Consider the following 14,883-nt stretch of genomic DNA (forward strand, 5'->3'; position numbering starts at 1 on the left):
TTTACTGCTCCGTTCACTAAATTATAAAAGATTAATGGCAAGATTAAATCTGTTAGAAGAAACGAGGTTCGAAAAACTCCCTGTTACCGTTTTTAAAAATCCAAAAGAGGCATCTATCAATGTTGCGCAACGAATAGCCAACATTATTAAAGCTAAACAAAATAGCAATTTACCAGCGGTGCTGGGCTTAGCTACAGGAGCTACACCTATTGCAGTTTATGCAGAATTGGTACGCTTACATGCTGAAGAAGGTCTAAGCTTTAAAAATGTAATCACCTTTAATCTGGACGAGTACTATCCGATGTTGCCTACTGCGGCACAAAGTTATGTTTCATTTATGAATGAGCATTTGTTTGACCATATAGATATTGACAAGAAAAATGTACATATTCCGGATGGAACATTAAAATTAGAAGAAATCCCAGCTTTTTGCTTAGAGTATGAACGCAAAATCGGTGAATTAGGTGGCTTGGATATGCAAATTTTAGGGATTGGCCGTACCGGTCACATTGGATTTAACGAGCCAGGATCTGCACCCAATTCTGGTACCCGATTGGTTACCTTAGATGACCTGACAAGAAGAGATGCCGCCCGTGATTTTGGTGGTAAATCTTTTGTGCCCACAAAGGCCATTACCATGGGGATAGGCACTATTTTTAAGGCAAGGGAAATTGTATTGATGGCCTGGAACCAAAAAAAGGCTTCGATTATAAAAAAAGCTGTTGAAGGAGAAATGTCTAGTGATGTTCCCGCCACTTATCTTCAGCTTTCTGATAATGTTGAGTTTATCTTGGATATAGACGCTGCTTCCCAATTAACAAGGTTTGATACACCATGGCTGGTTAAAGATTGTATTTGGACAGATAAACTGATAAGAAAAGCAGTAATCTGGTTGGCTAACACCTTAAAGAAACCAATCTTAAAATTAACTGAAGACGATTTTAACAATAACGGAATGGCGCAATTAGCGCTGGAAAAAGGTCCCGTTTACAATATCAACATCCATATATTTAATAAATTACAACATACTATTACCGGTTGGCCGGGAGGAAAGCCAAATGCCGATGATAGCCAGCGGCCTGAACGTGCCGAACCAGCAAAAAAGAAAGTTCTTATCTTTTCTCCCCATCCTGATGATGACGTGATTTCGATGGGAGGAACATTCATTAGGCTTGTTGATCAACAGCACGACGTACATGTAGCTTATCAGACATCCGGAAATACGGCCGTTTGGGATGATGATGCTTTACGTTTTGTAGAGTTTAACATCGACTTTTCAGAAAAAATGGGCATGGCCCATCCCGAAATGCTGGAGATGTACCAAAGGATGAGGAGCTTTATTGCTAAAAAACAACCGAACCAAATTGATACGCAAGAGATACAGACCGTAAAAGGCCTAATTAGAAAAGGAGAGGCGATAGCGGGGGCTAGATATTGTGGATTAAGGGATGATCACATCCATTTTATGGCTTTACCATTTTACGAAAGCGGAAAAAGCTCCAAAAATCCCATAACAGAAGCTGATGTTTTGTTAACTATGGAATTGCTCCAAAAAGTAAAACCTCAACAAGTGTTTGCAGCAGGTGATTTTGAAGATCCACATGGTACACACATTGTTTGTTTTAACATCATCATAACAGCTTTAAGGCGTTTACAAAAAACAGAATCCTGGGTTAACGACTGTTGGTTGTGGATGTATAGAGGAGCATGGCTAGAGTTTGAAACGCATGAAATTGAAATGGCAGTACCCTTAAGTCCGCAAGAAGTTGAGCGGAAAAAGTTTGCCATTTTTAAACACCAATCCCAAAAAGACAGGGCCGTTTTTCCGGGTGATGACGCTCGAGAATTTTGGCAGAGAGCAGAAGACAGAAATAGAGAAACAGCAAAATCTTACGATAGTTTGGGTTTAGCGGATTATGAAGCCATGGAAGCGTTTGTGAGGTTTAAGTTTTAGGCGATAGGCGCTGAGCATTTGGTAAAACCATTTACGAAGTCTTAAGACTTCGTAAGTCAGTATTTTTTTATAAATTGCTTTACAAATCCGTTAAAAATGAACGCACCCTCACAACGACTTTTATCTCTCGATTTCTTTCGTGGCCTAACTGTGGCCACCATGATATTGGTAAATAATCCAGGAAGCTGGAGTAATATTTATGCACCACTAGAGCATGCCGAATGGAATGGGTGTACACCAACGGATCTTGTATTTCCTTTCTTTTTGTTCATTGTTGGGGTGTCTATCGCTTACGCCATGGGCAGTAAAAAGTTAGATCCTGCCAGCCACAATAAGACCATCTTAAGAGCCTTAAAAAGAGGCTTGATTTTATTTGGATTGGGCTTATTTCTAGCCTTTTTTCCAAGAAATTTTTCTACGTTTAAATTCATGGAATCGTTGGAAACCATTCGCATTTTTGGGGTGTTACAACGGATTGGTGTGGTGTTTTTTATCTCTTCGGTACTCTTTTTAAAGCTCTCAGAGAAGTCTATATTTAGGACCCTTGTCATTATTTTATTTGCATATTGGGCATTAATGATGTTTGTTCCCGTTCCAGGGGTAGGTTATGCCAATCTTGAGAAGGAAACCAATTTGGGAGCCTGGTTAGACCGAACAATTTTAACGGAAGCACATTTATGGAAATCATCCAAAACATGGGATCCCGAAGGAATTTTAAGCACGCTACCAGCCATAGCCACAGGGCTGTTCGGCGTATTGGTTGGTGTATATTTAAAAAGAAAGGATGTAGAGCCCGGCACAAAAATTTCATGGCTGTTTAGTATTGGGATCCTTTGCGTTATGGCAGGATTGCTATGGGATTTGGAATTTCCCATCAACAAAGCCTTATGGACCAGTTCTTATGTGCTGTATACCGGCGGTTTAGCAACCATGGCCCTGGCTTTTTGTTATTGGATAATCGACATCAATAAATACAATCGTTTTACCAAACCTTTTGTAATCTATGGGGTAAATGCGATCACCGTATTTTTTGTTGCGGGTTTGCTTCCTCGTTTAATCAATATGATAAAAATTGAACAAGCTAATGGGGATAAAACCGGTGCACTTACCGCATTTTATCAAAAGTTTTTTGAGCCTTATTTTTCGCCGATAAATGCATCACTAGCCTATGCTATTTTTGTTATTTTATTCTTTTATGTTATCCTATGGGTGATGTATAAAAAGAACATCATTATTAAAGTTTAGCATTTTTTGAAAACATTGCAAAAGCCCTTAACTTGAACTAACTGCTAACTGCAACTACTTCGCTTGCACGGTTATCGCAACGCTGGGATCACTTTCATTCTTTAAACGGTCTAGTGCTGTAACCAAATAGGTATATTTCTTGCCTTTCTCTGTATTTGTATCTAAGAAAAATGTATAGTCCTGAAAGCTGATTCTCAGGATATATTTTGGATTTAAGGTACTGATCTTCTCATCGCCTTCGGCCCTATAGATCACATAACCAGAAGCAGTTTCTCCATCTTTAGCCTTAAGTGGCTTCATCCACTTCAGATTTACTCCATCAGTTAATGATTCTGCAGTAAATGTTTGTGGGGTATTCGGAATAACATCATCTAACCAAGGCATTTGCGGAGGTAATGCGGGATATTTATACAAATCAGTTCGCAGCGAATCAGCTACCGCCTTTGCAACCGTAGCAAGTGATTTAGAACTAAAGAAAATACTTCCCTGAACTCTATTGTTCTGTCGCAAATATCTGATCTGATTTGGAATTTCGCTCAGCTTGCCCCAAGCCGCTTCTTGCCTTGAAGGCATTCCATGAACAAGGTATGCGGCCTGTCCGATGTACAAATGTCGCCCATAAGTATTGTTGGCCCACCAATCCAATAGCACCCCAAATGGGGCTACTGCTCTACTAAATGTAAAGTAGATTTGGGGATTGATGTAGTCTACCCAACCTTCCTTGATCCACTTCCTCGAATCGGCATATAATTCGTGATAATTGGATAATCCATTTGTCTTGGATCCAAGCGTATCTTCCCTAATATTTTTCCAAATTCCGAATGGGCTAACTCCAAATTTGACATACTTTTTATAAAAATGCACGCTATCGTTAACCGCTTTAATGAGGACGTCCACATTGTTTCTGCGCCAGTCTTCAACATTGGTAAAACCATTTGGGTACTTTGCAAAAGTTGCACTATCGTTAATCCGTTGTCCTTCTATCCTGTAAGGGTAAAAATAATCATCAAAATGTACGCCGTCTATATCATATTCTTTTACAACATCCAGTATCACCTGAACAATATATTCTCTAACTTCGGGCAGTCCCGGATCAAAAAGTTTTTGACCACCATAGGTATAAAACCAATCAGGGCGCTTTTTTATGATGTGTTCTGGACTAACAACCTGATTAGCGGTCATAGTAGCACGGTAAGGATTAAACCAAGCATGAAGCTCCATTCCTCTAGAATGCGCTTCTTTAATAGCAAATTCTAAAGGATCATATCCATCGGCGGGAGCCAAACCCTGTTTGCCCATTAACCAATGGCTCCACAGCTCTCTAGACTTGGCATATAAGGCATCGGCAGTAGGCCTGATCTGTAGCATTACTGCATTTAGGCCGTTGTTTTTGTGCTGTTCTAAAATTCCGATCAATTCCTGCTTTTGCTGATCAACCGATAGGCCAGGTTTCGAAGGCCAGTCGATATTGGAAACAGAGGCAACCCAAACGCCTCTAAATTCGCGTTTTGGAGCAATTTTTGCGGGGATTTGTGCGCTAGTAAAAAGTGGTGCTGCTAATAGGATTAAAAGTGCGCAAAAATAGCTTTTAGACATTGTAAGAGTTTAGTAAAAAAGAAAATTAGGTTTAAAATGTAGTATTCAAAATACAAAAATAGGTTTTTGATTTACTAGTAAACGTTTAATTGAAAAGAATCTGATACAAAAATGCCACAAATTTTACACTTTTCATTTTTTTATACTATGTTAGCCGCCCAGTTCAAGTTAAAGAATCTCTAGAATTGAAATTTATCAGCCTTTTTTGATAAAAATTTAAGCAAGTATGCAAGATCAAGAGCCCATTAATAAAGTTGATAGAAACAAGGTTTACTTTTTAGTTATAGTTATTGCTGCCCTTTTAGGAATCAATGCTTATTTGTATTTTAAGGATAAGCAACAAGATAGCCGTTTTGTAACTGTTAGCACCGAGAAAGACCGCTTAAACTTAGAGGTCGAAAAGATTGAAGCCGAGCTTGATAAGGTAAATTCTTTAAATGTTACCTTGAGCGATCGCTTAGTGCAAGAGCAAAAATTGGCCAGAGCGAAAATAGCAGAGTTAAAATTATCATTACAAAAGGGACAGCTTACCCAAGGCGATTTAAATGAGGCCCAAAACCAAATCAAGGAACTTCGTGAATTTGTTAAAAATTATAATGATCAGATTGCAAGGCTCGAAAAAGAAAATTCTTACCTAAAAACCGAACGAGATAGTTTAAAGAGTACTGCACAAAGTATTAGCGAAAAAGCAGATAATCTTGCAAAAGAAAACGAAGATTTAAATGCGAAGGTAGTAGTCGGAGCAGCTTTAAAATCAGCAAACATTCGAATTGACGCTTTTAAAGTGAAAAGTAGCGGAAAAAATATACTGGTTACAAGGGCTAGTACAGCTAATAAATTAACCATTACATTTGCGATTGTTCCAAATCCCCTAGCAGAAAAAAATTACCATAAAGTATTTTTAAGAGTATTTGACCCTTCTGGAAATCTGATAGCAGATGAGAACAATACTTTTGTTGCCGAAGGTCAGCAGATGCAATTTAGTAGCGCTATCGAATTTTCATATAATGATGATGAAACGGTCTACAAAATAGATTGGACCAACCCGAAAGAGTTTATAAAAGGTAAATATTCCATCATTTTATATGCTGATGGCTATACGATGGGCAAAAGCCAGATCGAACTGCGATAATAAAGAATTGCTAAATTGCTTTATTGTTAAATTGTTGGTATGAAGATTAGCGACTTATACAGAGAATCGCGATAAATAACTACGATTGGTTTATCGTTAAATCGTTGTAATGATGAGTCGCAAACAATATAACAATCGAACAATATAACAATAGAGCCTCACTTCCCACACTAGGCCAGAGGCATCGTTAAATAAAAGGTAGTTCCCTTATTTACTGCCGAAGTAAAGCCGATTGTACCCCCTGCGTTTTCTATTGCCTGTTTTACGAAAGCTAAACCTAAACCGGTTCCTGATGATTTTGTAGTAAAGTTAGGCACGAAGATTTTATCTTGCAATGCAGAATCTATTCCTTTGCCATTATCCTCTACTTCCACATAGGCATTTTTTTCATCATTTATAATGCGGATCTGAATAACGCACTTGGATTTACCTTCACTAGCTTCGATCGCATTTTTAAGTAAATTATTAAAAATTCTGATCAATTGATCTTTATCCCCTAGCACAACCACTTTTCTATTGGTTCTATTTAAAATAGCAATTTCTACCTGATCTGAAGTGTTAAAAACCGCCAGCGCCTGATCAATGAAAGGCAACAGTTCCAATCGCTCTAATTTAGTGTCAGGCATTTTGGCAAAGTTTGAAAACTCTGATGCAATGGTGGCTAAACTATCAATTTGTTCAATAAAAGATTTGTTAAAACTCGCGAATTTTTTTTCAAAGTTAGGATCATTTTCTTTCCACGATTTTTCTAACAACTGTACTCCAAGTTTTAGGGGTGTGAGCGGATTTTTTATTTCGTGGGCCACTTGTTTTGCCATTTCCCTCCATGCGCTTTCTCGCTCTGACCGCGCCAATTTTACGGCACTAAGTTCCAATGCGGCAATCATTTTATTATACTCTTTAATTAAAGAGCCTATTTCATCCTGTCTATGCCATACAATGGGCTGGTTTCTCTGTCCCAACTTCGTTTTACGGATACTTTCCTGTATAAAGGTTAGTGGGCTTGTGATCTGGTTGGCCAAGAAAACTGCTAACACTCCGATAAGCACAAATACGAGCGCATAAATATTGATAAGGGTATTGATAAATAATCCGATTTTTTCTTGATAATCGGCTTCATTCGCGTAATAGGGCAGACCGATATAGGCAATCGTCTGGTTTTGGGCATTTCTAATGGGAGCATAGGCCGCAGCATAGCTAAAACTTCCGATTTTTTCTACTGGATTTACGTATTCGGACCGTTGCATCAAATGAAGATGAATATAAGCTTTAGGGCCCATCTTCTTCCCAATAATTCCCTGCTCGTACATTTTATCCAATGAAGTTAAAATCAGTGTTCCATCGGTATCGTAGAGATTTAAGAATGCGGCATTTACATCAGCAAACTGTGTAAAGTCGGATTTCGCCTCATCATCATTATAGATTATTCCTGTATTAAGGATCTGTTTCTCGTAAGAAAGCTGGATCTTTCTCACTTTTTCCCTAATAGAATTTGATTGTTGCTTAAGGTATTCGTCTTTGATGTAATAAAAAGTTGTCCACCCTACAATAATCAATGTGGCAACAACCGATAGAACCACAGAAACCTGAATCCTTGTTTTATAGAGAATTTTGTTCGCGTTGATCATCAAATACCGATTGATATTAAACCATCCCGCTTCATTGTCATCAATATTTTTAATGAACCAAATAATAATGTAAAGGGCTATACCAAATAAGATAAACACCAAAAAGAAGAAGGACAATGTTGCCAAACGCACTACGAAAGAGATTTTTTCTTTGGTCATGATGATCAGCTTAGACGCGTTGGGCTTATAGATTGCATGACTATAATTTCGATCGCTAGTGATCTCATTCTTAAAAACCACATCACCCAAAACACCTTTAAAACCTTTAGATGTTGAGTTAACCATATCATAAGTATATTGCCCAGATTGGCTAAGAAGTCTATTATCTTTGTAAAAAGCCAAGGAATAATCTCCAAAATCCTCATCGCTTTTCAATTTACCATCAATTAGTAATTCGGGGAAACGACTGTTAAAATCGTACGGCTGAGATTTGAGTTCGATAACCAGTTTTCCTAAAAGATTTTTGCCATCAAATATGGGAATGATCCCAAAATAATCCTGAAAGCCGAAAGTATCGTTGATCTTATACGAATAACTCACTTCATCTAATTTAAAAGCTCCAGACTTTACTAGATCCTTATATTTTGAAAAGGGGACAACCTCGTCGTTAGTTAAAGTAGAATCGAGTTTATTATACTCGTACATTTTCGAATCGAAGCGGGACAAATAACCATCCAAATATTTTTTAACAATATAATTGTGAAAACTAAACGTCTTCATCATTTTCGGTTGTTTAAAATATTCTACAATCAATGAATCGGAGGTAATTCCCGCTTCAAAGCTGGTGATGGCGTTAATTGCTTTTGGATCGTCGGCATCCAACAATTTCCGCTCAATGCTTTCTCGGGTGCTCCTTTCCTTAATGTCGTTAAACTTCAGGTATTTTAATGAGGTAAGGAAAGCCATTGATAAGAATAGCACGGCATAAACGCCAATTGAGAATTTCTTAAATTGGATATAATTATTCCATGCAATAATGAAGATAAGCAGCCCATATACCAAAAAGAACACATTAAAATCTGTGGCTAACTTATATACCGTATAGGCTCCCAACATGAGCAGGAATAGGATAAGTCTTTCTCTATTATTAACCTTTACCTGTTTGCTCAGCTCAATAAGAATATTTGCTATGGTATAGATATTGAACCAGATTATGCACAAAATCATAATACTTATCCAGCTAATAAGGTCTAGATTAATGATATTGGTGATATCAAAGTTAATCTTGGAGTTAAGGATTAGCCCATCAAAAATTTCATTAATAGCAAATGCTGATGCCGAAAGTATAATCACAGCAAATACATGAAAGGCAATGCCCGCAAGCTTAGTCTTGGTTAACCATTTAGGCAAAACATATTCATTACTATGGACATACGCAAACAAAACTACCCATGTTCCTGCCAGAACATGAAGGAATAAATCGCCCAATGAAGGTAAAATTTCACCCTGTGCAAAAATATAAGGACTAAAAACATCGAGGTTAAACTGGTGGTTAAACCAAAAGAATTTAAGGTCCGATAGCCGGATCGCAATAAAAAATATGCCTAATATTAATGTTGCTGATAAGACATATCCTTTTTTTGCCAGCCAACGGCAATAAGAATTCACAAATAAGCACACGCTTAAGAGCCCTACTATCCATAACCACAATTTAAGTGTTACATAGCTGTTCTTAAAGTTCTCTTCGCTCAGTTTTACAGGGAAAAGATATTCTTTATTGATGGTAAAAATGTCTACTATTTCTTTATCCGTAAAAGTGGCTAGCACTAAACTATTTCTTGGGAAAAGTTCGGGTACGATGCCGTTTTTAAGGTATTGGTTCTCGATATTGTATTGTGTTTTAACACTGATCATGAACACAATTACATAATTGCCCGTTGTTTTTTTGTTAAGCTCATACCATCCATTTAACAAAGGAGTAAATGAAATCCCCTCTTTTAAACGGGCTACATTTTGCGGAAACGCTTTAGAGGAACTCCAGAACTGAAGTATATTGTTTTTATAGACGAGAACATTAATCCCATTTTCCCGATAATCAGCAATAAATTTTTGAGCAAGCTTTTCGTCTTTATATAGCTGTTTTAGCTCATTAAGTTTTTCGGGGTTGTTCAAGTAATTCTGAACAACCCTCTCCTTTACAGAAAGGTTGCGTTGTAGTTCACTGGCTTCATGAACAAGCAGGTCTTTTCTGGTAACCGAATTGTTTAAAGACAGTGCGGTAACAATACAGCAAATGCCTAAAAGCAATAAAAGAAACCGAATTTTACCTCCTATACTCACTTGATAGTCCTTTAAGTTCTTGAGTTAAGCGTTGGGCGATAAAGCGTTAGGCATGCTGTACGCTTTTCGCCAAATGCGTTTCACTATTCGTCTATATTTGCACTGCTTGTTAGTACTTCTCTATTTACTTTTTTAACCAGGCCTTGTAAAACATTTCCTGGTCCGACTTCAATAAATTCTGTAGCACCATCGGCAATCATGTTTGTAGCCATTTGGGTCCACCTAACAGCCCCCGTTAATTGTGCTATAAGATTTGCCTTAATGGTTTCGGGATCAGTAGTTGGCTTAGCGGTTACGTTTTGATAGATTGGGCATATAGGAGCTGAAATCAGAGTTTTTTCGATTGCATCCTGCAGCTCAACTTTTGCCGGTTCCATAAGTGGCGAATGGAAAGCACCTCCAACACTCAATTTTAACGCTCTTTTTGCACCCGCCTCGGTTAATTTCACACATGCTTCATCTATGCCTTCGATGCTACCAGAAATAACGAGCTGACCTGGGCAATTGTAATTAGCAGGCACAACAACCGCATCAATACTTGCGCAAACCTCTTCTACTACCTCGTCTGCCAGTCCTAAAATTGCTGCCATAGTTGAGGGCTGAACTTCACATGCTTTTTGCATCGCGTTGGCACGGGCAATTACCAATTTTAATCCGTCTTCAAAAGACATGGCATTGGCGGCCACCAGTGCCGAAAACTCGCCCAATGAATGGCCTGCTACCATATCGGGCTTGAAATCATTACCTAAAACCTTTGCTAATATCACAGAATGCAAAAAAATTGCCGGTTGCGTTACGTTTGTCTGCTTTAGTTCTTCATCCGTTCCACCAAACATAATGTCGCTAATGCGAAAACCGATAATCTCATTTGCTTTTTCAAACAGTTCTTGGGCTTTTGGATTTTCGTAAAGATCCTTGCCCATCCCTGAAAATTGAGCACCTTGCCCTGGAAAAATATATGCCTTCATAATTTGGTTGTGGGTTGTGAGTTATGAGCTGAAGGCATGATGCCTAAACTTATACGCTACACATTTATATGTAATTTATCTTAATCTGTTTTTTGCAATCCCAGCGCTATGCTCCATGCACTAGGCCCTTTAATGCAGGTTAGCCGTAATCAACCGCAAAAACTCTGCCCTTGTTTTATCGTTACTGATAAACTCTCCGGTAAATGCGGATGTGGTGGTAACAGAATTTTGTTTCTGAACACCACGCATAGCCATGCATAAATGCTTGCATTCTATTACCACAGCTACACCAGCGGGCTGGAGCGTTTCCTGAATGCAATCTCTAATTTCATTAGTTAAACGTTCTTGTACCTGAAGCCTTCTTGCAAAAGCATCCACTACTCTAGGGATTTTGCTAAGTCCAACAATGTGACCGTTCGGAATATACGCGATATGTGCCTTTCCAAAAAAAGGTAACATATGGTGCTCGCACATCGAAAATACCTCAATATCTTTTACTACAACCATTTGGCTATAATCTTCCTTGAACATTGCAGAGCGAAGAATTTGCTCGGGTTGGATATCATACCCATGGGTAAGGTATTGAAGTGCCTTGGCCACTCGTTCAGGCGTTTTTAACAGCCCTTCTCTGCTAGGGTCTTCGCCCAATTGTCCTAAAATATCCTTATAATGCTTAGCTACAGCCGTTATCTTCTCTTCATCATACCGGTCTATTTTCTGATAGCCCAATACCTCATCGTCGTAGTTATAGTTGTTGTTTTCCATGTATTTTTTGTTAAGCGCTGGGCGGTTGGCGTAAGGCGTTAGTTTGTCTTAAGACGCTTATCGCTTTACGCGGGTCTCTTAACCGAAATATTCTACAAAATTATTTTCGGTTTCATAAATTTTAATGCAATGCAGGTGTGCGCCGCTTTCTTCAATGTATGGCGAAAGTATATCCCATACAGCAATGGCCAAATTTTCAGTAGATGCCAGTTTATCTTTCATAAAATCTACATCCAAGTTAAGATTTCTATGGTCTACCTTATCCACTACATACGTATTTATTATTTGTTTTAGCCATTTCAAATCAACCAAAAAACCGGTTTCTGGATTAACCTCTCCTTTAACTGTCACATATAAATGATAGTTATGTCCGTGCCAGTTTGGATTGGCACACTTGCCATAAACAGCAATATTCTCTTCTTCGCTCCAATCTGCTCTGGATAACTTGTGAGCAGCATTAAAACTTTCCCTACGTGTAATATAAATCATTGTTCTAAAATAAAAAGCAAATATACGCATTGGTTGGTTAATAATATGTCGATAGTCCATAGACCATGGTCAATAACCGTAATGTCTATGCGTGCAATCTATGGGCTATCGACTATGGACTATCGACCGAAATTTATACATTTACTCCATGAAACTTCTCATCGTTGCGGCTACAAAACACGAATTAACAGGGTTATATAGGCAGTATGATCTCCCCAGTGAAATTTTTGTTAAACATCACAAATTTGACGTGTTGATTACTGGTGTGGGCATGACGGCTACTGCTTTTTCATTGGGAAAACACTTAACAGACGATTATCAATTGGTATTAAATATGGGAATTGCAGGAAGTTTTGATCAGAGCATCCCTCTAGGAAGTGTAGTTAACGTTTACAGCGACACATTTGCAGAATTAGGAGCTGAGGACCATGACAAATTTATTTCTATAGACGACCTCGGCTTTGGCATAAGCACTTATTTATCGAGTATTAGCCTTCCTGATTTACCAAAAGTTAAGGCCATTACCGTAAATAAGGTACACGGTAATAAGGAAAGTATAGAGAAGGCTAAACAACAGTTTGATGCGCAAATCGAAAGCATGGAAGGGGCTGCCGTTTTTTATGCCTGCGAAAAAAGCAACGTGCCCTGTTTACAGATACGGAGCGTTTCTAATTATGTAGTGCCAAGGACGAAAGAAGACTGGCAAATTGACTTAGCGATTAAAAATTTAAATGATTGGTTGATACAATTTTTAAATGATTACACCGGTTAAGAAGATTGCACAGATTAATACTAACCTACCGTTTATTTTCTTTCGGACTTTCAGTCCCGATAGCTATCGGGATTCGGACTTTCGGACTCCAAACTCCAAACCCCAAACTTTACTTATCTTTACCCAATGAAACTCAGCCTCGGCTTCTCGCCCTGCCCTAACGATACCTTTATTTTTGACGCCCTAATTCATGGTAAAATTGATACTGAAGGGTTAAGCTTTGATGTGGTGTTCGATGATGTAGAAACGTTAAACCAAAAGGCTATGAGGGGCGAATTGGACATTACAAAACTAAGTTTCCACGCATTCGCCTATGTTGTAGAAAAATATGCGCTCTTAAGTGCGGGGAGTGCGCTAGGCTTTGGTGTTGGGCCACTATTGATCTGTAAAAAAGAAAATATTGAGCATATAAACTTGAAGTTGCCCGCTGAAAACTATCAACTGAAAACTGCTATACCTGGAAAATTCACAACAGCCAATTTCTTATTGGGAATAGCGTTCCCCCAATTAACTGAGAAGAAAGAAATGGTATTTTCCGAAATCGAGCAAGCATTATTAAATGATGAAATAGATTTGGGACTGATTATCCATGAAAATAGATTTACCTATCAAGATAAAGGCCTCCATAAGGTGATTGATTTGGGAGACTTTTGGGAAAAATTAACCGGTGCTCCCATTCCTTTGGGAGGAATTGTAATTAATCGGAGGTTAAGTTCTGAGATACACCAAAAAGTAAATAGGTTAATCAGAAAATCTGTTGAATATGCCTTTTCCAATCCAAGATCCGGACTAGACTTTATACGTAGCCATGCGCAAGAAATGGAAGAAAGTGTGATGTACAAACACATTGAACTATACGTTAATAAGTATTCGATAAATTTAGGTGTAGAAGGCAGAAAGGCTATCGATACACTTTTTATGATGGCACTAGAAAAGGGGTTGATACCAGCGTTTACGAAAGATCTGTACGTAAGTTAGCAGTAAACAATTTCCAGTTGACAACTGATAACCATAAACTGTAAACTGGATTTAGTTTCTCTTACAATATATATCAGAATCTTCTGGTGGAAGCTGACTGGTAAGATCAACGTTGTTGTAACTTTTATTAACTCCCCAAGAAAATATCTTTTCGAAAAAGGGTAAGAATTTATCGTCCTTAACTTGAGCTAAAAAATAAACTTCATGTTCTTTTTCTTTTATCCCCATGTTGTACAACAACAGATCGTGTTTGGATATTCCCATAGCATTAAAATATTGTCGCATTCTGAAATATTCGCACACATTTCCACTCTCTAACTTCCCTGCAAAGAAAAAAGGCATGAATCTTCCAATGATATAACAGAGGGCTGAAATTGTCCTACCAATTAAATGATATTTAAACTCGTACCATTTTGAGATGGGCACATCATATTCCTTCATCAATTCTAACACTTCATTTCGGTGACCCCATTCATCCAATTCTATTTGTTTGATAGCCGCCTTTTCTTCAAACGTCTTTACATTCTTAGCATGGCCGATATAAGCGAAGCGGCTGCTTTTTCTGCCGAATATGCTTGTTGTAGGAGCTTTTTTAATGCAGGATGGTCGAGTTTCAAGGTAGGTGAAAGGTTATCGAATTAGATGAGCTATTAGGTTAAAATACCAGCTGATATGGTGAACTGTTAACTGATTACTGATTACACGGACCGTCGGGGATCTGTTTAGATATTTTTATCAGTTTCGTAACCACCATTGTAGAATCGTAGCTTCCTGTTATTTTTGTGGTATCAGATTTTACCAATTTACACTCTACTTCTATATAAACAGGGGTGTATGGTTTTTCGAAACCTTGATTATTGTAGGCCAGCTCTAATGTCTTAGCGCTATCGGCTACCCAATATTCGTTGCCATCTTCGCAGTTAATAAAAGATCTACTTTCGGGACCGTAGCTGTAAAGCCCTTTTGCAACAATCGCCTTACTATTCTTATCATCGGATGACTTTCCGCCCTTGCAGGCCGTAAGTAAAACCAGTGAGAAGATAAAGAAAGTCATTAAATTTTTATACCTATCCATC

At 38.2% G+C, this 14,883-nt stretch carries 12 protein-coding genes; 5 read left to right on the plus strand and 7 right to left on the minus strand.

Annotated elements, in window-relative coordinates:
* Nucleotides 1-34 precede the first annotated feature (34 nt).
* Both nagB and AC6H0V_RS13960 read left to right on the plus strand, forming a co-directional pair.
* Nucleotides 35-1,954, plus strand: a complete 1,920-nt coding sequence (gene nagB / locus AC6H0V_RS13955; RefSeq protein ID WP_497560803.1) for a glucosamine-6-phosphate deaminase — start codon at nt 35-37, stop codon at nt 1,952-1,954.
* A gap of 96 nt (nt 1,955-2,050) precedes the next feature.
* Nucleotides 2,051-3,199, plus strand: a complete 1,149-nt coding sequence (locus tag AC6H0V_RS13960; RefSeq protein ID WP_497560804.1) for an acyltransferase family protein — start codon at nt 2,051-2,053, stop codon at nt 3,197-3,199.
* A gap of 54 nt (nt 3,200-3,253) precedes the next feature.
* Here the strand turns inward: AC6H0V_RS13960 and AC6H0V_RS13965 are convergent, their stop codons facing one another.
* Entirely contained in the window at nt 3,254-4,795 is a 1,542-nt protein-coding gene (locus AC6H0V_RS13965; protein ID WP_497560805.1) for a glycoside hydrolase family 10-like protein, read from the minus strand.
* A gap of 226 nt (nt 4,796-5,021) precedes the next feature.
* On the opposite strand from AC6H0V_RS13965, the gene AC6H0V_RS13970 reads away from it, so the two are divergent.
* Nucleotides 5,022-5,927, plus strand: a complete 906-nt coding sequence (locus AC6H0V_RS13970; RefSeq protein ID WP_497560806.1) for a DUF8428 domain-containing protein — start codon at nt 5,022-5,024, stop codon at nt 5,925-5,927.
* Nucleotides 5,928-6,097: 170 nt separating this feature from the next.
* Here AC6H0V_RS13970 and AC6H0V_RS13975 read toward each other — a convergent pair whose 3' ends face one another.
* The 4 genes from AC6H0V_RS13975 to AC6H0V_RS13990 form a co-directional block, all read right to left on the minus strand.
* Nucleotides 6,098-9,835 carry a sensor histidine kinase gene (locus AC6H0V_RS13975; RefSeq protein WP_497560807.1) on the minus strand — a complete coding sequence of 1,246 codons (3,738 nt, stop codon included), beginning with the start codon at nt 9,833-9,835 and terminating at the stop codon, nt 6,098-6,100.
* Between the two features lie 83 nt (nt 9,836-9,918).
* Nucleotides 9,919-10,803, minus strand: coding sequence for an ACP S-malonyltransferase (gene fabD, locus AC6H0V_RS13980; protein WP_497560808.1), 885 nt, complete (start codon nt 10,801-10,803; stop codon nt 9,919-9,921).
* A 129-nt stretch (nt 10,804-10,932) separates the two neighbouring features.
* A complete protein-coding gene (gene folE / locus AC6H0V_RS13985; protein ID WP_497560809.1) occupies nt 10,933-11,568 on the minus strand; it encodes a GTP cyclohydrolase I FolE in 636 nt (211 codons plus the stop codon).
* Nucleotides 11,569-11,646: 78 nt separating this feature from the next.
* On the minus strand, nt 11,647-12,057 hold the full coding sequence (locus AC6H0V_RS13990; protein ID WP_497560810.1) for a 6-pyruvoyl trahydropterin synthase family protein: 411 nt from the start codon (nt 12,055-12,057) through the stop codon (nt 11,647-11,649).
* Between the two features lie 148 nt (nt 12,058-12,205).
* Between AC6H0V_RS13990 and mqnB the strand changes: the two genes are divergently transcribed.
* Together mqnB and AC6H0V_RS14000 are read left to right on the plus strand one after the other, a co-directional pair.
* Nucleotides 12,206-12,829: a futalosine hydrolase gene (mqnB, locus tag AC6H0V_RS13995; protein WP_497560811.1), complete on the plus strand. Its 624-nt coding sequence runs from the start codon at nt 12,206-12,208 to the stop codon at nt 12,827-12,829.
* Nucleotides 12,830-12,955: 126 nt separating this feature from the next.
* Nucleotides 12,956-13,807, plus strand: a complete 852-nt coding sequence (locus tag AC6H0V_RS14000) for a menaquinone biosynthesis family protein (protein WP_497560812.1) — start codon at nt 12,956-12,958, stop codon at nt 13,805-13,807.
* A gap of 51 nt (nt 13,808-13,858) precedes the next feature.
* Here AC6H0V_RS14000 and AC6H0V_RS14005 read toward each other — a convergent pair whose 3' ends face one another.
* Together AC6H0V_RS14005 and AC6H0V_RS14010 are read right to left on the minus strand one after the other, a co-directional pair.
* Entirely contained in the window at nt 13,859-14,287 is a 429-nt protein-coding gene (locus AC6H0V_RS14005) for a hypothetical protein (protein WP_497560813.1), read from the minus strand.
* A gap of 211 nt (nt 14,288-14,498) precedes the next feature.
* Nucleotides 14,499-14,882, minus strand: coding sequence for a hypothetical protein (locus AC6H0V_RS14010; protein ID WP_497560814.1), 384 nt, complete (start codon nt 14,880-14,882; stop codon nt 14,499-14,501).
* Between the last annotated feature and the right edge of the window lies 1 nt (nt 14,883).

It is taken from the genome of Pedobacter sp. NO84, assembly GCF_059703915.1.

Excerpts from the sequence above, each read along its gene's own strand:
- nagB (WP_497560803.1), top strand. The coding sequence starts at position 35 with ATGGCAAGATTAAATCTGTTAGAAGAAACGAGGTTCGAAAAACTCCCT.
- AC6H0V_RS13960 (WP_497560804.1), top strand. The coding sequence starts at position 2,051 with ATGAACGCACCCTCACAACGACTTTTATCTCTCGATTTCTTTCGTGGC.
- AC6H0V_RS13965 (WP_497560805.1), bottom strand. The coding sequence starts at position 4,795 with ATGTCTAAAAGCTATTTTTGCGCACTTTTAATCCTATTAGCAGCACCA.
- AC6H0V_RS13970 (WP_497560806.1), top strand. The coding sequence starts at position 5,022 with ATGCAAGATCAAGAGCCCATTAATAAAGTTGATAGAAACAAGGTTTAC.
- fabD (WP_497560808.1), bottom strand. The coding sequence starts at position 10,803 with ATGAAGGCATATATTTTTCCAGGGCAAGGTGCTCAATTTTCAGGGATG.
- folE (WP_497560809.1), bottom strand. The coding sequence starts at position 11,568 with ATGGAAAACAACAACTATAACTACGACGATGAGGTATTGGGCTATCAG.
- AC6H0V_RS13990 (WP_497560810.1), bottom strand. The coding sequence starts at position 12,057 with ATGATTTATATTACACGTAGGGAAAGTTTTAATGCTGCTCACAAGTTA.
- mqnB (WP_497560811.1), top strand. The coding sequence starts at position 12,206 with ATGAAACTTCTCATCGTTGCGGCTACAAAACACGAATTAACAGGGTTA.
- AC6H0V_RS14000 (WP_497560812.1), top strand. The coding sequence starts at position 12,956 with ATGAAACTCAGCCTCGGCTTCTCGCCCTGCCCTAACGATACCTTTATT.
- AC6H0V_RS14010 (WP_497560814.1), bottom strand. The coding sequence starts at position 14,882 with ATGGATAGGTATAAAAATTTAATGACTTTCTTTATCTTCTCACTGGTT.